15 protein-coding genes are annotated in these 21,310 nt (G+C 68.5%); 6 read left to right on the top strand and 9 right to left on the bottom strand.

Translation table 11 applies throughout. The features are described 5' to 3' along the window. Window positions 1-516, bottom strand: coding sequence for a cupin domain-containing protein (locus tag H5407_RS16430; RefSeq protein ID WP_183105549.1), 516 nt, complete (start codon window positions 514-516; stop codon window positions 1-3). A 162-nt stretch (window positions 517-678) separates the two neighbouring features. Between H5407_RS16430 and recQ the strand changes: the two genes are divergently transcribed. Then, a complete protein-coding gene (gene recQ / locus H5407_RS16425) occupies window positions 679-2,574 on the top strand; it encodes a DNA helicase RecQ (RefSeq protein ID WP_183105548.1) in 1,896 nt (631 codons plus the stop codon). On the opposite strand, the gene H5407_RS16420 is transcribed toward recQ, so the two are convergent. Both H5407_RS16420 and H5407_RS16415 read right to left on the bottom strand, forming a co-directional pair. Further along, window positions 2,535-2,681: a hypothetical protein gene (locus tag H5407_RS16420; RefSeq protein ID WP_183105547.1), complete on the bottom strand. Its 147-nt coding sequence runs from the start codon at window positions 2,679-2,681 to the stop codon at window positions 2,535-2,537. The two genes, recQ and H5407_RS16420, sit on opposite strands and share 40 nt — an antisense overlap. A 335-nt stretch (window positions 2,682-3,016) precedes the next feature. Beyond that, complete coding sequence (locus tag H5407_RS16415; protein ID WP_183105546.1) at window positions 3,017-3,247, bottom strand: hypothetical protein; 231 nt, start codon at window positions 3,245-3,247, stop codon at window positions 3,017-3,019. 178 nt (window positions 3,248-3,425) lie between these two features. Here H5407_RS16415 and H5407_RS16410 point away from each other — a divergent pair, with 178 nt between their 5' ends. From H5407_RS16410 to H5407_RS16400, 3 genes are all read left to right on the top strand, one after another. After that, window positions 3,426-5,138, top strand: coding sequence for a DUF885 family protein (locus tag H5407_RS16410; RefSeq protein ID WP_183105545.1), 1,713 nt, complete (start codon window positions 3,426-3,428; stop codon window positions 5,136-5,138). 126 nt (window positions 5,139-5,264) lie between these two features. After that, window positions 5,265-5,831, top strand: coding sequence for a hypothetical protein (locus H5407_RS16405; protein WP_183105544.1), 567 nt, complete (start codon window positions 5,265-5,267; stop codon window positions 5,829-5,831). 27 nt (window positions 5,832-5,858) lie between these two features. Continuing rightward, a complete protein-coding gene (locus H5407_RS16400) occupies window positions 5,859-6,443 on the top strand; it encodes a hypothetical protein (protein ID WP_255501284.1) in 585 nt (194 codons plus the stop codon). A 75-nt stretch (window positions 6,444-6,518) separates the two neighbouring features. On the opposite strand, the gene H5407_RS16395 is transcribed toward H5407_RS16400, so the two are convergent. Both H5407_RS16395 and H5407_RS16390 read right to left on the bottom strand, forming a co-directional pair. Further along, window positions 6,519-8,594 carry a S46 family peptidase gene (locus H5407_RS16395; RefSeq protein ID WP_183105543.1) on the bottom strand — a complete coding sequence of 692 codons (2,076 nt, stop codon included), beginning with the start codon at window positions 8,592-8,594 and terminating at the stop codon, window positions 6,519-6,521. Between the two features lie 106 nt (window positions 8,595-8,700). Continuing rightward, entirely contained in the window at window positions 8,701-10,167 is a 1,467-nt protein-coding gene (locus H5407_RS16390) for a cyanophycinase (RefSeq protein WP_183105542.1), read from the bottom strand. 255 nt (window positions 10,168-10,422) lie between these two features. Between H5407_RS16390 and H5407_RS16385 the strand changes: the two genes are divergently transcribed. Further along, window positions 10,423-13,167: a TonB-dependent receptor gene (locus H5407_RS16385; RefSeq protein WP_255501283.1), complete on the top strand. Its 2,745-nt coding sequence runs from the start codon at window positions 10,423-10,425 to the stop codon at window positions 13,165-13,167. A gap of 6 nt (window positions 13,168-13,173) precedes the next feature. Here H5407_RS16385 and H5407_RS16380 read toward each other — a convergent pair whose 3' ends face one another. The 3 genes from H5407_RS16380 to H5407_RS16370 all read right to left on the bottom strand — a co-directional run bounded on the left by H5407_RS16380 (window position 13,174) and on the right by H5407_RS16370 (window position 17,173). Then, window positions 13,174-13,698, bottom strand: a complete 525-nt coding sequence (locus H5407_RS16380) for a hypothetical protein (protein WP_183105541.1) — start codon at window positions 13,696-13,698, stop codon at window positions 13,174-13,176. Between the two features lie 107 nt (window positions 13,699-13,805). Then, window positions 13,806-15,773 (bottom strand): hypothetical protein, encoded by a 1,968-nt coding sequence (locus H5407_RS16375; RefSeq protein ID WP_183105540.1) that lies wholly within the window; start codon window positions 15,771-15,773, stop codon window positions 13,806-13,808. Between the two features lie 176 nt (window positions 15,774-15,949). Next, window positions 15,950-17,173: a hypothetical protein gene (locus H5407_RS16370; protein WP_183105539.1), complete on the bottom strand. Its 1,224-nt coding sequence runs from the start codon at window positions 17,171-17,173 to the stop codon at window positions 15,950-15,952. A 181-nt stretch (window positions 17,174-17,354) separates the two neighbouring features. Between H5407_RS16370 and uvrA the strand changes: the two genes are divergently transcribed. Then, on the top strand, window positions 17,355-20,273 hold the full coding sequence (gene uvrA, locus H5407_RS16365) for an excinuclease ABC subunit UvrA (protein WP_183105538.1): 2,919 nt from the start codon (window positions 17,355-17,357) through the stop codon (window positions 20,271-20,273). A 65-nt stretch (window positions 20,274-20,338) separates the two neighbouring features. On the opposite strand, the gene H5407_RS16360 is transcribed toward uvrA, so the two are convergent. After that, a complete protein-coding gene (locus tag H5407_RS16360; RefSeq protein WP_183105537.1) occupies window positions 20,339-21,061 on the bottom strand; it encodes an MHFG family PEP-CTERM protein in 723 nt (240 codons plus the stop codon). Window positions 21,062-21,310 lie beyond the last annotated feature (249 nt).

Here is a 21,310-nt window from a genome sequence, read left to right as displayed (position 1 = left end):
TCAAGGCTCGCCGTCCCAGTAGTCCAGGCCCGCGTCACGGCGCTGCAGAAAGGCGGGGCCCTTGTTGGAGAAGACGCCGATCTTGTCGGAGTCCGGATACTCGCAGACCTCGGGCCGCTCCTGCGTGCTGATGGACAGGTAGCTCAGGTCCGCCTGCGAGGTGTTGATCAAGTGGTGCGGGTAGTCGGGCCCGCAGGGGATGAAGATCACGTCACCCGCCTTCACCGGCAATCGCTCGCCCGCCACGCGCAGGGTGCCCTCGCCGGAGAGGATGATGAACATCTCTTCCTGCGTGTGGTGGAAGTGGTAGGGGCAGCTCTGCTTGCCGGGCGGGACGGTGTCGATGCCGCAGCCCAGCTTGCGCGCCAGGGTGCCGTCGGACACGCCGGCCACTCGGCTTTCATAGAGCGGTGCGCGCTGGAACAGCTCGCGCGGCACCTCCTGGTGGTTGCGGATCAGCTTGCGGCGCAGCTCGGCGGCGCGGTCGGTGGAAGATTCAGGGGCGGCGTCGCTCATGGCTCAACTCCAGGCTGGCATCCGGCCCATCTTACGCAGACCGGCAGCCTGTCCAGGACCGGGACAAGGCCATGGAAGGCCCGTATTTCCAGCGCATCGCGGCGGCTCCTCCGGCTTGCGGAAAGGCCCCCGGGGCGAAGCGCGTACCATTGCGCGCTTGCCATGCCCGCTCCCGCCCCGTCCTCCCTTCCCTTGACCCTCCTGCAGGAGGTCTTCGGCTACAGCGCCTTCCGTGGCGAGCAGGCCGCCATCGTCGAGCATGTCTGCGCGGGCGGTGACGCCCTGGTGCTCATGCCCACGGGCGGCGGCAAGAGCCTGTGCTACCAGGTGCCCGCCATCGCGCGGCACCGCCTGGGGCAGGGCGTGGCCATTGTGGTGAGCCCGCTGATCGCGCTGATGCACGACCAGGTCGGCGCCCTCGAAGAAGCCGGCGTGCACGCCGCCTTCCTCAATTCCAGCCTCAGCAGCGAAGAGGCCCAGCAGGTCGAGCGCGAGCTGATGAGCGGCCGACTGACCCTGCTCTACGCCGCGCCCGAGCGCATCACCACGCCGCGCTTCCTGGCCCAGCTCACCCATCTGCACGAGAAGGGCCTGCTGAGCCTCTTCGCCATCGACGAGGCGCACTGCGTGAGCCAGTGGGGCCACGACTTCCGCAGCGAGTACCTGGCGCTGTCGATCCTGCACGAGCGCTTCCCCGAGGTGCCGCGCATCGCGCTGACCGCCACCGCGGACGACGTCACCCGGGCCGACATCATCGAGCGCCTGGCCCTGCAGGACGCGCGGATCTTCGTCTCCAGCTTCGACCGGCCCAACATCCGCTACGCCATCGTCGAGAAGGAAAAGCCGCGCGAGCAGCTGCTGCGCTTCATCCAGGATGAGCACGAGGACGAAGCCGGCATCGTCTACTGCCAGAGCCGCAAGAAGGTCGAGGAGACCGCCACCTGGCTGGAGAGCGAGGGCATCCGCGCCCTGCCCTACCACGCCGGGCTGGACGCCGAACTGCGCATGCGCCACCAGGACCGCTTCCTGCGCGAGGAAGGCCTGGTGATGGTGGCCACCATCGCCTTCGGCATGGGCATCGACAAGCCCGACGTCCGCTTCGTGGCCCACCTGGACCTGCCCAAGAACATCGAGGCCTACTACCAGGAGACCGGCCGTGCCGGCCGTGACGGCCTGCCCGCCGAGGCTTGGATGGCCTATGGCCTGGCCGATGTGGTGAACCAGCGCCGCATGATCGACGAAAGCCCGGCCGGCGAGGAATTCAAGAAGATCCAGCGCGGCAAGCTCGACGCCCTGCTGGCCCTGGCCGAGGCCACCGACTGCCGCCGCGTGCGCCTGCTAGCCTATTTCGACGAGACCTACCACGGCGCCGACGGCCGCCCCCTGCAACACTGCGGCCACTGCGACAACTGCCTCAACCCGCCCGCCACCTGGGACGGCACCGAGGCGGCGCGCAAACTGCTGTCCTGCATCTACCGCTTCCACCAGAACGGCGGCCAGCGGTTTGGCGCGGGGCATCTGATCGATGTGCTGCGCGGCAAGATGAGCGACAAGGTCGCCCAGTACGGCCACCAGCACCTGAGCACCTGGGCCATCGGCGCGGACCTGAGCGAGGCGCAATGGCGTGGCGTGCTGCGCCAGCTGGTCGCCCTGGGCCATGTGTTCGCCGAGGGTGAGTACAGCACCCTGGCCCTGGCCGAGAGCGCGCGCAGCGTGCTGCGCGGTGAGGTGAGCATCCGCCTGCGGGTGGCGACCCAGGCACCGAAGCGGGGCAAGGTCAGCCGCAGCGGCGCAAGGGCCGGCCACGTCGGCAAGGGCGCCCCCATCGACCTGGACGCTGCCGCCCTGGCCCGCTTCGAGCAGCTCAAGGCCTGGCGCGCCGAGGTGGCCCGCGAGCATGGCCTGCCCGCCTACGTGATCTTCCAGAACGTGACCCTGGCCGAGATGGCCCGGCAGCTGCCGCAGTCCCTCGCCGAGCTCGGCCAGATCAGCGGCGTGGGCGCTAAGAAGCTGGAGGCTTACGGGCGCGAGATCCTCAGGGTGCTGGACGTTTCCTGATCCTGCACCCAGACCTTGATGGCCCGGCCGCAGTCAGCCCCGAAGAGATAGCCCTGGTAGGCCATGACGGCGCACAGGACGATTCGAACGACGGTGTTGGTGGACATGGTGGGCTCCTTTCTTCGGTCCGGTGGGATGCCTTGCATCCATGGACTGAAGAATGCCGGGCCGCGCCGGTGTCGTCGCAGGGCGTGCGGCGAATGGCGGACTGAGCGGATGAACGGCTGGCCGAAGACCGGGCGGGCGGCGTGACAGGCAAGAACTGGCACCACCCCAAACCGCTCGAGCCTGCGGGCGGTCGGCAGGCGCCGGGGCACGTCGGGCGACCCGCGCGTCGGAGCACCATCAAAGCACCATCAAAGCACCAGAAGGGCCCAGAAAAGCAAAAGCCCGGCCTAAGCCGGGCTGTCGAGGGATGGCAATCAGCGCAAGGCTGATGCGTTCATGACACGCTGGAGTCAGCGCGGCGGCCGTTGATCACGACCTGGGGCAGTTGCTGGACCTGGGCGACCTGTTCGGCGCGCTTGCCCTGGATGAACACGGGCTCAAGCTTGACGATCTGGCTGCGGAACTCGGCCGCACGATCGACCTGCACACGCACGCCGGTGAAGAGGGCTGCGGTGGCGGCGACGCCGATGACGAAAGCGATGTAGCTGGTAGAGCGGGTGGTCATGGTGGAACTCCTTGCGTTGATTGATCCGGTGACTGAAGTTTCGTCAATAGGGGACCACCCCGAAAGCTCCGAGCGATGAAGGCGCGTCCGACGCGCTTGAACTGCATCCTGCTGCGATGAACGAACGGCAGGGGCTGCGGGCGGCTGGCAAGATGCAGCCTGCTCCCCGGTACACCCCATGACCACAGACACCTCCTCCAGCCCCGCCCTGCAACTGCAAGCCTTGCTCGACGCCACCTGGGCCCGCGACATGGCCGCCGACCCGCTGCTGGCCACCTATGTGGGCGAGACGGCCTACAACGCCGCCTGGCCCGATCTCAGCCGCGCCGCACGCGTCGCCCGCCAGGCCGCCGATCGCCGTGCCCTGGCCCAGCTGCAGGCCATCCCCCGCGCCGGGCTGCCCGAGCAGGAGGCCCTGACCCACGAGCTCTTCGAGCTGGAGCTGCAGGGCCGCATCAAGCTGCAGGACTTCTTCCACGAGGCCTATGCCATCACCGTCCGCGAGGGCCCGCAAAGCCTCAACGAGCTGGCCGAGCTGATGCCCCTGGACAGCCCCGCCGACCTGCGGGTATGGCTGCAGCGCCTGCGGGGCCTGCCGGCCTACCTGGCGCAGTACGAGGAGCTGCTGGCCGAGGCCGTGAGCCGTGGCCACACGCAGCCGCGCTTCCTGATGGAGCGGGTGCTGCCCCCGCTGGACGCCCAACTGGTGGACGACGCCGCCAGCAGCCCCTTCTTCAGTGCTTTCCGCACCCTGCCGGACAGTTGGCCGGAGGCGCCAGCGCTGCGCGAGCAGGCCCAGGCGCTGATCCGCGAGCAGCTCGTGCCGGCCTACCGGCGCTTCCGCGCCTTTTTCGTCGATCACTATCTGAGCGCCTGCCGCGAGAGTCACGGCATTTGGGACAGCCCCCAGGGCGAGGCCTATTACGCCAACCGCATCGCGCACCACACCAGCACCGCACTGAGCGCCGAGGACATCCACCAGATCGGCCTGGCCGAGGTGGCGCGCATCCAGGGCGAGATGCAGGCCGTGATGCAGTCCCTGGACTTCGAGGGCAGCCTGCAGGATTTCTTCGAGTGGCTGCGCACGGACCCGCGCTTCTACGCGCCGGACGCCGACTCCCTCTTCGCCGCCTACGTGCTGGCCTGCAAGCGCATCGACCCCGAGCTGCCCAAGCTCTTCGGCACGCTGCCGCGCACCCCCTATGGCGTGCGGCCCATTCCGGACACCAGCGCGCCCAACACCACGGCGGCCTATTACTCCGGGCCTTCGGAGGACGGACGCCGCGCCGGCTACTACTACGTCAACCTCTACCGCCCGGAGATGCGCCCGCTGTACGAGGTGGAAGTGCTGACCGCGCACGAGGCCGTGCCCGGCCACCACCTGCAGATCGCGCTGGCCCAGGAGCAGGGCACGCTGCCGAAGTTCCGGCGCTTCGCGGCCTACAACGGCTATCTGGAGGGCTGGGCGCTCTATGCCGAGCGCCTGGGCTACGAGCTGGGCCTCTACCGCGACCCCTTCTCCCACTTCGGCCAACTGACCTATGACATGTGGCGGGCCGTACGCCTGGTGGTGGACACCGGCATCCATGCGATGCGCTGGACGCGCGAGGAGGCGATCGCCTACTTCCGTGCCCATGCGGCCAAGACCGAGGTCGATATCGTCAACGAAATCGACCGCTACATCGGCTGGCCGGCCCAGGCCCTGTCCTACAAGATCGGCCAGCTGCACCTGCTGGCCCTGCGCAGCCGCGCCGAGCAGGCCCTGGGCGAGCGCTTTGATCCGCGGGCCTTCCACGATGCCGTGCTGGCGGGCGGGGCGGTGCCGCTGGAGGTGCTGGAGCGGCGGGTCAGCGGGTGGATCGCGTCCGTCACGGCATCCCGCGTTGCCTGAGACCTGCGTCCCTTGCGCTGGCGCAAGGGCGTGCGAATGCCGCAAGCAGATACAAAGAGGTACCAACGAATACCGACAGAAAAGCCTGTATCCTCCCCAACCCAAAAAACTGTAGAGGAGGATCGCATGATCATCATTCACCGTCGTATCGGCGTCCTGGCCGCCGCGGCCGCCCTGGCCCTGCTGAGCGCCTGCACCACGCCGGCCCCCGTGTACACCGCATCGGTCGAGAACGCTGAAAGCCTGAAGAAGCTGGCGGCCACATCCGTCGGCGAGTTCCAGCTGGCCATGAGCGGTAGCGGCGCCACCTCGATCAGCCTGCGCGCCGACAACATGGTGTCGCCCGTGGGCGGCAACTACGCGGCCTACCTGGCCGAAGCCCTGCGGGCCGAGCTGTCCCTGGCCGGCAAGCTGGATCCCAAGTCGCCCTTTGAGATCACCGGCTCCCTGCTGAAGAACGACATCGCCGCCGGCGGCTTCTCGACCAACTCCGGCGAGATCGAAGCGCGCTTCGTGCTCAAGCGTGACGGTCAGGAACGCTACAGCGCCGTGAAGCGCGCGCAGGCCCAGTGGGAGTCGTCCTTTGTCGGCGCCGTCGCCATCCCCAAGGCCCGCAACCAGTACCCGCTGCTGGTCCAGCAAGTCCTGAAGGAGCTGCTGACTGACCCGGAATTCGTCAAGGCCCTGCGCTGATCTCCACCCCAGACCCTGCATCTACCCATGAAACGTCTTGCTCTGTATCTCGTCTCGCTGTTCCTCGTGGTGATGGCCACCGGCTGCGCCCACCCCATCAGCCTCACGCCCAATGTGTCGGCCGCCCTGGAGCAGGTCAAGGTCGAGAAGATCCCGAAGAAGGTCGGCTACTACATCAGCCCGGAAGACCGCACCCGCGAAGTCATCACTCCCGGCGGTGGTGGCGACAAGGTGAGCTACCTGCCCTACCGCGACCTGGAGACCGGCCTGTACGTGGTGCTGGGACAGTCCTTCTCTGAGGCCAGCCGCATCGAGACGCTGGGCAGCCCCAAGGCCGCCGAGCAGCAGTTCATCATCAAGCCCACGATCACGACGACCTCGTACTCCGACAGCCTGGTCACCTGGCCGCCCACCGTCTTCACCGTCCAGCTCACGCTGGCCGTCGAGGACAGCGCGGGCAAGCCGGTCACCCAGATCTCCGCACAGGGCGAAGGCCGTGCGGAGTTCAGCGAGTTCAAGGGCGATTTCTCCCTGGCGGCCCGCCGCGCGACCGAGAACATGCTGGTGAAGCTCAAGGCAGCGATCGCTGCAGCGGCCGACAAGCTGCGCTGAGCACCGCTGTATCAGCCCACATGACAAGGCCCGCCGTCCGGCGGGCCTTTTTCATGGTGGATGCCTAGCGGCGCCTTACTGCCCGCGCAGCTCCCGGGCGACATGCGGTGCACCGTAGACCTTTTCCAGGGCCTGCAGGATGGCGCGCACGTCCACCGAGGTGGCGCGGTTCTGGCGCTCGTCGTAGAGGAAGCGGCCGCCCAGGCTGTCGAGGTTGCCGTCGAAGATCAGGCCCACGAGCTCGCCGTCCTTGTTGACGATGGGCGAGCCGGAGTTGCCGCCGATGATGTCGTTGGTTGAGACGAAGTTCATGGGCACGCTCATGTCCAGCTTGTCACGGGCGGCGGCCACCTTGGGCGCGACCTTGAAGGGCGGCACGTTGTCGAAGGCGTCGGCGCGGGCGAAGAGGCCGCCGAAGACGGTCTTGTAGGGCAGGCGGTAGCCCTCGCTCTCATAGCCCGCCAGGCGGCCGTAGCTGAAGCGCAGGGTGCCGGTGGCGTCGGGCGGCACGCTCTTGCCCATCAGCTCGAAGCGGGCGCGGCCCAACTGCTCGGCGGCGCGCTTGAGGGGTTCGTCCACCTCGCGCTCCATGCGGCGGGACAGCTCGCGCTGCAGCGGGTACAGGCTGCGGGCCAGCACGATGGCCGGGTCGGTCGAGGCCTCGATGGCCGCCGCGCCGCCTTCCAGCAGGCGCACGCGCTCGGCGCGCTCGTCCAGGCGGCTGCCCTGGATCAGGGCGTGGGCCGCCGCGGCCGGCGCCTGCGAGCCCAGGGCGGCCTTCACGAAGGGATGGTCCTTGCCCAAGGCCTGCAGGGCGCGCTCCAGCTGCAGGGCGTAGCGCGCCTGCTCCAGGTCCTTGTAGGTGGGCACATCGGCGCGCACGCGGCGCTCGGCCGCGGCCAGGCCGTTGGCCGAGTAGCCCCGCATACGCTCTCCCTCGGGCAGGGCACGCTCCCGTGCGATCTCGACCAGGGTCAGGGCCGTGCCCAGCAGGCTGTTGAAGCCGCTGTTGGCAAAGGCCGCCTCGCGTGCCAGCTCGACCTGACGGCGGGTGGCGGACTCGATCTGGGCCCAGGGGTCGTCTTTGCGGCTCAGCTTGGCATAGCCGGCTCGGAACTGCGCCTCCTCCTGGCGCTTGCGCTCGAAGTTGGCGGCGTCCTGCAGGGACTTGAGCTGGCCCGTGTTGGCCTTCAGCGTGTTTGCGATGCCGGCCACCAGGGCGTGGGCACGGCGGGCACTCTCGGGGGACTGCGCGCCGTAGGCGGCCAGCATCTTCAGCTGCGCCTTGGCGCCATCCAGGGCCAGGGGCAGCAGCACGTCCCGCTTGGCCTGCAGCTGGGCCACGGTGTTGAGGCGGTCGGTGTTGCCCGGGTGGCCGATGACGAAGACCGGATCGCCTTCCTTGGGCGCCTGGTTGGCAAGCTTCAGGTAGTGCTCGGGTTGCACCGGCTTGCCGTTCTCGTAGACGCGCAGCAGGCTGAAGTCCAGGGCGAAGCGGGGAAAGTTGAAGTTGTCCGGGTCGCCGCCGAAGTCGGAGGCATGACCCTCGGGCGCCACCACGAGGCGCACGTCCTGCCATTCCTTGTAGCGGTAGAGGTGGTAGATCGCGCCGCTGTAGAGCGTCACCACGTCGCACTTCATGCCGGTGCTGGCCTTGCAGTCTCCCTCCAGGGTGGCGATGGCGGCCTTGCGGGCGGCGGCGGCCTCGGCATCGCTCATGCCAGGCTTGGCGGCGCCGGTGACGACGGCGGTGACGTCCTCCCAGGACATCAGCACGCGGGCGTCCGCCCCCGGGCACTGCAGCTCCTGCTCGCGCGTGGCGGCCACGAAGCCGTTGGCGATCAGGTCGCGCTCGGCGCTGGACAGGCGGGCGATGCAGCCGCGTGCCACGTGGTGGTTGGTCAGCAGCAAGCCGTCCTTGGAGACGAAGCTGGCCGAGGCCCCGAAGCGCACGGCCGACTTGCGCACATGCTCCAGCCAGGCCGGGCTCAGGGTGATCCCATAGCGCTGCTGGATCAGCGGCAGCGGGGCGTTGTCGAAGGTCCACATGCCCTCGTCGGCCTGCGCCGGGCCGGCCAGGCTGAACAGGCCGGCCAGGCCCAGGGCGGCGGCCAGCGAGGAGCTGAGGAAGGAGGGGCAGGTCTTGCGCATGGTCAGTCTCGGTCAGCAGCAAAGCTGCCGAGTGTGCGCCGCCAGCCCCACCGCCCGCCAGGCTCAGGCGACGAGCGACGGTTTGGGCACCATCAAGCCCTGGCCCTCACTGGCCCGTCGGCGGCTGCTCGGGCGGGACGTTGTTGCGGTTGGCGCCGTTCCAGGTGCCATACAGAGGATGGGGCATGTGCACTGGCGTGATGTCCAGGTACAGGCCCAGCACGGTGTAGTCCTCGGGGCCCAGCTCGTCGGTGCTCCAGCCCAGGCTGCCCTTGCCCTTGTAGAGGCGAAAGAGAAAGCCCAGCTCGGCCAGCGGGTCGCCCGTCTTGGGAATCACGTCGAAGGCCAGGCCGCGCACCTCGGGCTTGTTGCTGTCGATCAGATAGGCCATGGCGTTGGCGATGGTCTGGTCGCCCAGCATGTCGAGGTGGAAGAGGTCCTCGGTGTAGTAGGGCTTGTAGTCCGGCGCGTAGGGGTCCAGCTTCTGGCCGCGCAGCTTGACGGCGGTGGGTGTGGTGATGCGCGTGCGGGTGTTGAAGCGGTCGCCATGGTCCAGGTAGGTCAGACGGGCATTGGTGACGTTGAAGGCGCCCAGGGTGGGATCGGTCTTGACCTCACTGAGGTCCACGATCATGGCGCCGCGGCCGCCGATGATTTCGATCTCGTCGCCGCGGATCACGGCAGCGCTGTTCTCCTCCACGCCCAGGCCCAGCTTGTAGCCCTTGGCCATCATCAGCGGGATCATGCGACCAAAGCGGCCGCGCTTGAGAAAGTGCTGGTCCACGAAGAGGTCCGGGCCCACGAAGCCCAGGCCGCGATCGACTTGCTTGCCCTCGGTCCACTTGCCTTTCATGATGTTGATGACGCTGGGCGCGTCACGGAACATCACCGAGCTCATGATGGCAGCGCCGGCCGAGGTGCCGGCCACCACGCCGCCCTTGCGGTAGACCTCCCAGATCGCCTCCAGCATGGGCGTCACATTGCCGCCAGGCATCAGTACATCGACGATGCGCTCCTGCGAGCCGCCCGTGAAGAACACACCCTTGGAGGCCTTGACCTTGGCGATCAGGGCCGGGTCGCGCACCACCTTGTTGAGGTCCACCCAGCTGAACTTGGGCGCCACCGGCAGAGCCTCGGCCACCGCACCGCGGCGCTGCAGCAACTCCACCGCCTGCTTGGCGCTGGACTCGGGATCTTCCGAGGCCGTGCCGAAGACCACGAAGCGCGCCCCCTTGCCTCCGGCCAGTTGCACGATGCGGCCCCAGACCTCCTCGTTGTCCGACTTCAGCGCACCGCCGATGGGAATGGCGTAGCCCTTGATGGCCAGCTCGCTGCCGGCCTGCGGCGCGCTGGCCGACGGCGCCGGCGCGGCCGGCTTGGGCGGATTGGCGCGGCCCAGGCCAGGAATGATGGTCCAGATGCCGCTGGCAGGCGGCGGCGTGCTGCTGGAGGGCGCGGCGGTGGTGGACTTCTTGTCGCTGCCGGCGGCCTGCACGGCCGGCGCGGATGCCAGCACCAGCAGGGCCAGGAGCGCCGGCAGGGCAGGCAGGGAGGTCTTCTTCAGGACGGTCATGGCAGAGGCGTGTCGGGACGTCGGAACAAACAGCAGGATGTCAGTATGCGGGCCGGCCGCAGGCGATCCGTTCGCAAGTCGCACAGCCTTTACCTCAGACGGGGGACAGGCGTTGTGCGCGATGCACAAATGTCGCCGGACAGGATTCACGGGCCTGTCACCGCAGTGCCATCATGCCTCAGCCCGTCAGCAGCCGCACAGGCAAGACCTGACCCTCGCGCCCCGCGAAGGCGCCCTTCGTTACCAGGGAGTTCCATGAGCATGATCCGCACGCCCCGCCCCTCGCTCCGATCTGCGCCCCGGTTTGCGCCGCGCACCACCGCACGGGCGGTGCTGCTGTGCCTGGCCAGCGCACCGGCCTGGGCCCAGCAGCCGCCCGTCGACGCCCAGCTGCAGAAGGTGGAGATCACCGGCTCGGCCATCAAGCGCCTGGAGTCCGAGACCGCCCTGCCCGTGCAGGTGCTGACCCGCCAGGACATCGTCAAGCAGGGCCTCACCACCGCCGCCGAGATCGTGGCGCGGCTCAGCGCCAGCACCAACAACCTGACTGACGGCGGCAGCGTGGCCTACGGCGGCTTCCGTGACCAGATGGGCATGAACGGCGCCAACCTGCGCGGCATCGGCGTGTCCTCGACCCTGGTGCTGCTCAACGGCCGGCGCATGGCCAATTTCGCCTCGCCGGGCGATGCGGCTGGCGTGGACCTCAACAACATCCCGGCCGCCGCCATCCAGCGCGTGGAGATCCTGCTGGACGGTGCCTCGGCGCTCTACGGCAGCGACGCCATCGGCGGCGTGATCAACTTCATCACCCGCAAGGACTACCAGGGCATCGAGCTCAACGCCAGCGCCGGCAACAGCAGCGAGGGCGGCGGTGGCAAGCGCACGGCCTCCATCGCGGGCGGCTTCGGAGACCTGACACGCGACGGCTTCAACGTCTTCGCGGTGCTGGACCTGCAGAAGACCTCTCCGCTCAACGCCAGCCAGCGCAAGTTCATCGACGAGCTCGAGATCCCCAAGAACCTGCCGGACCTGCTCTCCAGCGCGAGCTTCCCGGGCAACCTGATCCTGAGCCGCAGCCAGCGCGACATCCTCATCGACGACGGCTTCTCCACCAACGGCAAGACCGTCATCAGCACGCGGACCATCAACCCGGCGGCAGCCACGGGCTGCAATGCGCCGGCCTCGCTGTATCTGCCGGCCGGCATCGGCGGCGTGGATGGCTGCACCTACGACTACATGCGGGACATCGAGCTCTATCCGAAGTCCAGCAAGACCAACCTCTTCACGCGCGGCGTCGCGGACCTGGGCCAGGGCCACCAGTTCTTCGCCGAGGCGGCTCTGAGCCGCTCGCGCACGCTGTACTCGGGCACGCCCAACCGCGTCAACGCTGACATGGACGTCTCCAAGGTCGCCGCCCTGTCCAAGACCAGCCTGGCCACGCTGGACGCCGCCGACGAGGACCGCATCATCACGGTGCGCACCCGCCTGATCGAGGCCGGCCTGCGCACCAGCGAGCTGGTCTCCACCGGCCAGCGCGTCGTCGCCGGCATGAACGGCACGCTGCGGGGCTGGGACTACGAGTTCGCGCTCAACCACAGCCGCAACAAGGTGTCCGACCGCGACTACCAGGGCTACCTGAACGAGCAGATGATCCTGGACGGATTTGCTGCCGGCACGCTGAATCCCTTCGGGCCGTCCGGCGCCGAAGGCCTGGCGCTCTACGAGAAGGCCCAGATTCGCGGTGAAGTCCGCAACGCCACCGGCACGATGAGCAGCCTCGACTTCAAGGCCTCCAGCGCCCTCGCCAAGCTTGAAGGAGGAGACCTGGCCCTGGCCGTCGGCGGCGAGCTGCGCCGCGAACGCCAGAACTACCACCAGTCGGAGGCCCTGGCGAAGGACCTGATCCTTGGCGAGACCTCGCAGGGGCCCGATGCCGACTTCGGCCAGTCACGCCGCGTGGCAGGCCTCTACGCCGAACTGAGTGCGCCGGTCACGAAGGCGCTGGAACTGCAGGCGGCCGTGCGCTACGAGCACTACCAGCGCACCGGCAGCGCCGTAAGTCCCAAGCTGGGCCTGAAGTACACGGCGGACAAGTCCCTGCTGCTGCGGGCCTCGGTGGGCTCGGGCTTCCGCGCCCCCAGCCTGACCGACCTGTACCGTCCCGTGACCGAAGGCAGCTCCGCCACGGTGGTGGATCCGGTGTGCCTGGCCGCCGACCCCGACGCCACCGCCACCGACTGCGCGGACCTCTGGGTCACGCGCAACTACAGCAACCCGAACCTGAAGCCCGAGAAGTCCAGCCAGTTCAGCTTCGGCGCCGTCTTCGAGCCCCGCCAGGGCGTGAACCTGAGCATCGACTACTGGAACATCAAGAAGCGCGACCTGATCAGCACCCTGGGCGTGGACGTGATCCTCGCCGACCTCGCCAAGTACGGCAGCCTGGTCCACCGCGACGAGGACAACGTCATCGACCACATCGACCTGGTCAAGGAGAACCGCGGCGGGCAGAAGATCGCCGGCCTGGACTTCGCGGCCTCGATGAGCGGCCTCAAGAGCAGCCTGGGCACCTTCGGCCTGCGTTTCAACGGCACGCTGACGCTCAGCTCCAAGCAGCAGACCGGCAACGGCGACCCCTACGTCAGCAACCTCGGCCACTTCATCAACGATGGCGTGGTGCAGCGCTGGCGCCACACGGTGAGCGCCGACTGGGAGCAGGGCGACTGGAGCGCCACGCTGTCCAACAGCTACCTTTCAAGCTACACCGACCACTCGATCCTGAGCAAGCCCGACCGCACGGTGAAGGCCTACTCGCTGTGGGATCTGACTGGCGCGTGGAACGCCACCTCGAACCTGACCTTGCGCGCCGGGATCAAGAACCTGCTCAACACCGCGCCGCCCTACTCCCAGCAAGCCTGGTTCTTCCTCTCTGGCTATGACCCGAGCTATACCGACCCGCGCGGCCGCTTCGTCTACGCCAGCCTGCAATATCGTTTCAAATGAGCCGCTTCAAGTGAGGCGGGCGTTCAGCGGTAGCGACGGCAGCCTGCGCTCCAGGCTGCCGTCGCTGACGATCTCGGCAAGGGCCTGGTTGAGGGCGTCCAGCCCGATGCTGCCGCGCGGCGACGGCGCGCACCGGGTCTGGCCGCTGCTGACGGGCAGCGGCGCATGCAGGGGCACGGTCAAGCTGCCGATGCGCTGCGGATACTGCAGGAAACGCTGCGACACGGCAGCGTGGTCCCCGCGGCCCAGGGCCGGCCTGCGCAGGCTGGCTGCGGCATTGGGGGCCTCCTCGCGCCAGTTCGCCTCGCCCAGTTGGGCTTCCAGCTCGGGGTAGGCGTAGCCGCGCACGGCGCCCACATGATGGGAGGCCCGCTCGCGCAGCGAGGCCGGCGCCTCGCGATCCCGCCGGGTGATGACCCCATCGGCCTCGGGCAGCCAGGCGGGCAAAGAGTCGCACAGCCGGTCGGCCTCTCCCGAGGCCAGGGCCTGCGCCACGCGGCGGCGCAGCCGGCGTGGTCGTGGAAATGACAAGCCCAGCACTGAACAGCGTCAGCTGGAGAGGGCTCGCTCGGGGCATGGCGGGATCATGCCCGGCTCATGCCCCGACGGCCAGCCAGGCACCGGCGCTCAGGCTCGCATCACTGGGCAGATGGCCGGAAATCGCGCTGAAGGTTCGCGGCGCGGCGACGATCCTGGCGGCGACCGCCCATCTCCTGCAGCGCCTCGTCGGCCTGGCGGCGCTGGGCCTCGGAGGGACGGGCTGCGGCCGCGGGGTCCAGGGTGGCCAGCCAGCTCTTGCCGGCGGGCAGGGCCTGTGGCGTGGCCAGCTTGTCGAGCTCGTCGGGAGCGATCCAGGGCATGACCTGCGACATCACCAGGGCCACACGCGGCTTGATCTTCGCCTCGCCCACGCGGCCGCGCTGGCCCCAGCTCAGCAGGATGTTCGAGCTGGTGCTGGCGGCCGTCATTGGCGGGGTGATGGCTACGTCGCGCAGGATGCCGAAGCGCAGCTGCATCATGGCCTCCTCGGCCAGCATGGCGGCGTCCTCGCGGCCCACGCTGGCGCCATCGGGCAGGGAGTAGTTGTATTCGTCCGTGGCGCGGTCGGGCTCGAAGAAGCCAGTGATGTCCTGGGGCGTGTAGGCACGCTGGGCGGCGGTCGAGGCCTTGCCGAAGAACTGCACCTTGCCCAGGCCCACCATCTCGGCGGAACGCAGCGGCAGCTTGGCGGCCAGGTCATCCGAGGCGGTCACGCCGGCGTCAACCTGGAACACGCGCAGGGCCGGGTTCAGCACGCTGTGCAGGCGCGGCGGCGTGAAGTCGCCCGCATGGGTCAGCTCGTGGTACAGCAGGCTGCCCAGGCGTGCATGCAGGTCGGGCAGCTCGCGGGTCTTGCGCTCGGCAACGGGATAGCTGCCGCCGGCATAGCCCTTGTCCTTCACGTAGCGCCACAGCATGGTGTAGCCCAGGTCGCCGCCGAAATCGGCGCGGGGGTCGGGCGTCTCGCTGACGGTATCGCGCTGCTGGGGGGTCAGCCACAGGTAGCTGGCGTCCAGGTAGATGGCGCCGGTGGCACTCCAGTAGAAGGCCGGGCGCACGCGGGCGCCGATGACCACGGCGGTGGTCGCCTTCAGCAGGTTGCGGAAGTCGCCGTGGGTGTCCTGCTCGCGCAGGTAGCGCTCGAAAACCTGGGCCATCCAGTCATGGCTGACCAGCACGCGGGCCATGACCTGCTCCACCGTGGGCGTGGCACCACCGGTCTCGGTGCCCAGCATGGGCAGGCGGCTCATGGGGCAGAGGTTGCCGCGGTCCAGCTGTGGGCTGTAGATGCAGGCAGCCAGGGCCTCCGCACGGGGGCCATTCTGCAGATAGGGGTAGACGCGCGAGCTGGGATTGCTGGCGTCAAAGAGGGGCTGCGCGGTGCCGCCGGGCTGGGGCAGCAGCAGCATCTGGAAGGACTGGCTCAGCGACTGGCCGCTGGCGAGCTTCACATCGACGCGGAACTTCATCGCCACGTCCTTGCTCACCGCGGGACCCTTGAACAGCAGGCGGGCCGTGTCCTGGCCCTGCAGGCCCTGGGCGCTGGGGCCATCGGTCTGGGTCCAGCTGTAGGTCGCGCCGGCGGCCTCGGCGGCGCTCAAGGAGGGCAGCCAGGCGCGCAGCGAGGCGCCATCACCGCTCCACAGGGAGGGATCGCCGCGCACAACCAGGGCCGGACCCGTGGACGCCGGCACCGAGAGCTGCAGGGGCAGCGACTTGCGCTGCCCCTGGGCATCCAGGTAGCTGAAGCTGAAGCCGTAGTCACCCGCTGCCGGCTCCACGCTGATCGCCGCCGAACGGGCGGACATCAGGGGCAGGGTCGCGCCCTGGGTCTGCGTCCACTGCGGGTCGCCCAGCGTGAAGCCGCAGGCCTGGGCCTGCGCTTCCACGTTGCGGCCGGCCTGCGGCGCGCCGGAGGCCACCAGCGTCACCGTGCCCGGGCTGCAGGCCGGGGCGGGATCCAACCCGCTGCCACCGCCACCGCATGCCGCCAGGAGGGCGGACGCCGTCCCTGCCACAAGGCCCGGACGCAATGATGCGGCCAGGCGCTTCAATCCTTCATTCATTCGATTCCCTCGCTCCAAGAGAGGAGCGGCGCGCTCAGGGCGGCCGCCGTTCATGGCTGGCTCCAGGCCCGCTGTCACCGCCCCGCAGGCTTGCAACGGGCGGCGCAGTCCTCGTCCGGGTCACTGGAGGACGCCGCGATTGTGGAGTATTTTCAGGGGACAAGGCCCCCGGGAATTCAGCCGTTGACGATGCGGGCGTGGAAGCCCGCGAGATCATCCTCCCGCAGGCCCAGGTAGATAGGCTCGCCATGGCGGCGGTGGATGTTGATCTTGGCGTTGTAGACCCGGTGCAGCAGGCCGTGCTTGTCCTGGATCTCGTACTCGTTGATGCCATAGCTGCCGCCGAAGGCCGTGTCGCGCTGGCCGGTGAGGTAGCAGGCGATCTCGTCGATCTCCGAGCCGCCCAGGGCCAGGCCGTTCAGGGCCTGCAGGGGCGCGCGGGTGCAATCGACGAAGTCCTTGCTGTCCACCATGACCATCTCGCCGTCGGCATCGCGCATGGCGGTGTAGAACTTGCCAACCAGGATCTGCCCCGGCAGCGCACGCTCGATCATGCGGGCCAGCTCGATGGTCACCTGGCCCACCAAATAGCTGAAGGAGGTCGGGTTCAGACCTTCGCTCTGATAGAACTCGTAGTGCGAGCCCACGTGGAAGCAGGCGCGCAGCCGCGGCACCGTGCCCTTGCGCGTGGCGCGCTCGCGGGCCAGGGCGTTGTCGGCCAGGATGAACTGCAGCAGCTGGTAGAGCTCCACATTGGCCGCCATGCCGCGCATGCGGTTCCAGATGTAGAAACCGTCCCCGGTGGTAGTACGCGCGAAGTTGATGTTGATCTCGCGGTCCAGCAGCTTGGCGTAAGCCGCATTGACCGAGCAGGACAGGCTGCTGAGCTGCACCACCTGCTCCAGCGGCGTCAGCAAGGAGAAGCCCACGGCGTCCAGCAGGATCACGGCGCGGTCCTCGACCAGGCGGATGCCGTAGCGCTCCACGATGGCGGCCACCAGGCGCAGACCCAGGCCGTCGCTGGGTGAGAAGGGCAGGGCCACGTGCAGAGGCTGCAGCTCCAACTCGCGGGCGGTGGCCTGGAAGGCCTCGACGCTCAGGTGCTCCTGCTGGGCCAGCAGGGTCTCCAGCATGGTGGCGCGGCGCATGCGCTCGGCACCCCCGGGTGCGCGCTCGGTGAACTCGGTGAGCAGGGCATGCGGCGCCAGCAGCACCTCCAGGCCCTGCTCGGTGGGGGTCCAGGCATAGATCAGGTTCTCACCCAGGCTCCAGAGCTGGTAGAGCTTCTGGTCCAGCAGCACGATGTTGCGACGTGCCACCTCCTCGTCCAGCCCCGCCGGCAGCGGATAAGCCATGAAGCCATCCAGCCACGATTTGCGCTGACGGGTTTCTTCACTCAAGCTTGTCTCCAGGCGAACTGCGCAATGCAACGAATTGTCAGCGATGCTGCATCAAGTGGAGAGCCGCGAATCGGGGGATTAACACGGATGTCTGAAGCTGCTGACAAGCGCTGGCAGCTGAGGCGAGGCCAGGATGGCGCACTCGGCCTATCATGGCGGGTTTCCCCTTGCCGCGACGCGCATGTCCACTGAGCCCACCCCCCGTGCCCTGACCCCGATGGAGAGCCCCATGATCCGGGTCCGCGGCGCGCGCACCCACAACCTCAAGAACATCGACGTCGACCTGCCGCGCAACCAGCTGGTGGTGATCACCGGCCTGTCTGGCTCCGGCAAATCCAGCCTCGCCTTCGACACGCTCTATGCCGAAGGCCAGCGTCGCTACGTGGAAAGCCTCTCAGCCTACGCCCGCCAGTTCCTGCAGCTGATGGACAAGCCTGAGGTCGATGTGATCGAGGGCCTCTCCCCGGCCATCTCCATCGAGCAGAAGGCCACCAGCCACAACCCGCGCTCCACCGTGGGCACGGTCACCGAGATCCACGACTACCTGCGCCTGCTCTATGCGCGCGCGGGCACGCCCTTCTGCCCGGACCACGGTCTGCCCCTGGAGGCTCAGAGCGTGGGGCAGATGGTCGATGCCGTGCTGGCCCTGCCCGAAGGCAGCAAGCTGATGCTGCTGGCCCCCGTGGTGCGAGACCGCAAGGGCGAGTTCCTGGAGCTGTTCCAGGACCTGCAGGCCCAGGGCTACGTGCGCTTCCGCGTCAATGGCGTGACGGCGGAGGTGCCGGACCTGCCAGCACTGAAGAAGGCCGAGAAGCACGACATCGACGTGGTCATCGACCGCGTGCGCCTCAAGGCTGACAGCGCCGAGAGCCTACGCCAGCGCCTGGCCGAGAGCTTCGAGGCCGCACTGCGCCTGGCCGAGGGTCGGGCCCTGGTGCTGGACATGGACAGCGGCACGGAACAGATCTTCTCCAGCAAGTTCGCCTGCCCCATCTGCAGCTACTCCCTGCCCGAGCTGGAACCGCGGCTCTTCTCCTTCAACTCACCCGTGGGCGCCTGCCCCAGCTGCGAAGGCCTGGGCCAGGTGACGGTGATGGACCCCGAGCGCGTCGTCGCCTTCCCCACGCTGAGCCTGGCCAGCGGCGCGGTGAAGGGTTGGGACCGTCGCAATGGCTACACCTACTCGCTGCTGGAGTCGGTGGCGCGCCACTACCAGTTCGACCTGGAGCTGCCCTTCGAAGAGCTGCCCGATCAGGCCCGTCAGGTGCTGCTGCACGGCTCTGGCGCCGAGGAGATCAGCTTCGTCTACGAGGCCGAAGGAGCCAACGGCAGGAAGCGTTCCGTCAAGCGCTCGCACCCCTTCGAGGGCATCGTGCCCAATCTGCAGCGCCGCTACCGAGAGACCGATTCCAGCGCCGTGCGCGAGGACCTCGCCCGCTACATGGCACCCAAGGCCTGCCCCGACTGCGAGGGCTCGCGCCTGCGCCGCGAGGCCCGTCACGTGCTGCTTCAGCCGGCCGACGCCTCAGCGAAGGGCCGGCCCATCTTCGAGGTCGAGCACGCCACGTTGCGGGAATGCCTGGACTACTTCGAGGGCTTGAAGCTCAAGGGCGCCAAGGCCGAGATCGGCGACAAGGTCGTTCGGGAGATCGCTGCGCGGCTGCGCTTCCTCAACGATGTGGGCCTCAACTACCTGAGCCTGGACCGCAGCGCCGACACCCTGTCCGGCGGCGAGGCCCAGCGCATCCGCCTGGCCTCGCAGATCGGCTCCGGCCTCACCGGCGTGATGTATGTGCTGGACGAGCCCTCCATCGGCCTGCACCAGCGGGACAACGACCGCCTCATCGCCACACTGCGCCGCCTGCGCGACCTGGGCAATTCGGTGCTGGTGGTCGAGCATGACGAGGACGCCATCCGTGCCGCCGACCACGTGCTGGACCTGGGCCCCGGTGCCGGCGTGCACGGCGGCCGCATCATCGCGCAGGGCACGCCCGAGGAGGTGGCCGCGAATCCGGACTCGCTGACCGGCCGCTACCTCAGCGGCACCGAGCGCATCGAGGTGCCGAAGAAGCGCCATAGCCTGGCCGAAAGCACCGACCCGCGCACCCTCAGGATCGTCAATGCCCGCGGCAACAACCTCAAGGGCGTGACGGTGGAGTTCCCCGTCGGGCTGCTGACCTGCGTGACCGGCGTGTCCGGCTCAGGCAAGAGCACGCTCGTGAACGACACCCTCTACGCGGCCGTGGCCCGCAGGCTCTACCAGAGCCACCAGGAGCCTGCAGCGCACGACGAGATCGAGGGTCTGGACGCCTTCGACAAGGTCATCAACGTCGATCAGTCCCCCATCGGCCGCACGCCGCGCTCCAACCCCGCCACCTACACCGGGCTGTTCACGCCCATCCGCGAGCTCTTCGCCGAGATGCCCACGGCCCGCGAGCGCGGCTATGGCCCCGGCCGCTTCAGCTTCAACGTGGCGGGCGGCCGCTGCGAGTCTTGCCAGGGCGACGGTGTGCTGAAGGTGGAGATGCACTTCCTGCCCGATGTGTACGTGCCCTGCGACGTCTGCCACGGCAAGCGCTACAACCGCGAGACCCTGGAGGTGCTCTACAAGGGGAAGAACATCACCCAGGTCCTGGACATGACCGTCGAGGACGCCTGCGAGTTCTTCGGCGCCGTACCCAGCATCGCCCGCAAGCTGCACACGCTGATGGACGTCGGCCTGGGCTACGTGAAGCTGGGCCAGAGCGCGACCACGCTGTCCGGCGGCGAGGCCCAGCGGGTGAAGCTGGCGCTGGAGCTCTCCAAGCGAGACACTGGCCGCACGCTCTACATCCTGGATGAGCCCACCACCGGCCTGCACTTCGGCGACATCCAGCTGCTGCTGAAGGTGCTGCACGCGCTGCGCGACGCGGGCAACACCATCGTGGTGATCGAGCACAACCTCGACGTCATCAAGACCGCCGACTGGCTGATCGACATGGGCCCCGAAGGCGGCGCGGGCGGGGGCCGCCTGCTGCTGGCCGGCACGCCCGAGGCGCTGGCCGCCTGCGAAGAAAGCCACACCGGCCGCTACCTGGCCCCGCTGCTGGCGCGCGGCTGAACCCGACCGGCGCCATGCAAAAGGGCCGCATCGAAGCGGCCCTTTCTTCTGCTGCGTGCGGGAACTCAGCCGCGGCGGCGGCGCGCCTTGAAGCCCATGGCCACCAGGCCGGCGACGAACATCAGCCAGACCTGGGGTTCAGGCACGGGCGTCACCGAGCCGGCGGGGATCTGCGGGGTGCTGCCGCCCGGCGTCGGGGTGAAACTGGTGCCGCCGGTTCCGGTGGGCAGATTGGCCACCTGGGCGAAGCTGTTGCGTTCGCTGGGCAGGTTATCGACCACACCCGCGGCCGGCGGGTCGATCAGCAGCGGGGCGTCATCGACGTCGGTCCTGGCACCGATGATGTTCTCCGCCAGGGCCGGCAGGGCAGCCACCGGCTTGAGGGGCAGGCGTTTGATGCGGCTCACGTTGCGGCACACGGTGGGCACCACCACGCACTGGTTGTCCTCGCAGTACACCAGGCCGCGCTCGGCGTGCTCGGAGCTCCACTTCTTGCGGGTGACGGTGCGGCAGACATTGCCGCTGGCGCCGTAGTGCATGTCGCGGATCTCGGCGCCGTACTCGCTCTTGCCCTCGATGGTGTCGCGCCGGATGGTGACCATGTCCTCGTACTGGCGCTCGCTCATGCGCTTCTTGAGCTTCTGCCGCGTGGACTCGGGGATGTCCTTGTAGTCGTCGATGGCCTGGACCACATCGCCCATGAAAGGATTGACCCCCGGGCGGTCCCAGGAGCAGTGAGGCAGCGTGAGGCCCGAAGCCGCCAGCGCAAGCGTCGCGATCAATGGCATGGTGAGTCCCGTTCGACGAGGCTCCCGGTACCGCAAGGAGCCCGGGATGCTTGAGCCCGCCTCGTGAAAAGAGGACGGACCCTGTGGCGGCAAGTGTAGAGGCGACGAGCAAGCGCCCGGAGAGACGCCCCCCAATCGCGGGGCCTCGTGCGCATGCGGTATTCACGCTTTTCGCCCGGCGAGGTGACCCAGGCGCACGGCGCGGCAGCCACAAGGCGGGCAGGGCCCGGCGAAAAAAAAACCCGGCAG

Source organism: Mitsuaria sp. WAJ17, from assembly GCF_014174515.1.
In the GTDB taxonomy this organism is placed as follows: domain Bacteria; phylum Pseudomonadota; class Gammaproteobacteria; order Burkholderiales; family Burkholderiaceae_C; genus Roseateles_B.
This window is presented reverse-complemented; position numbering and strand designations above follow the sequence as displayed.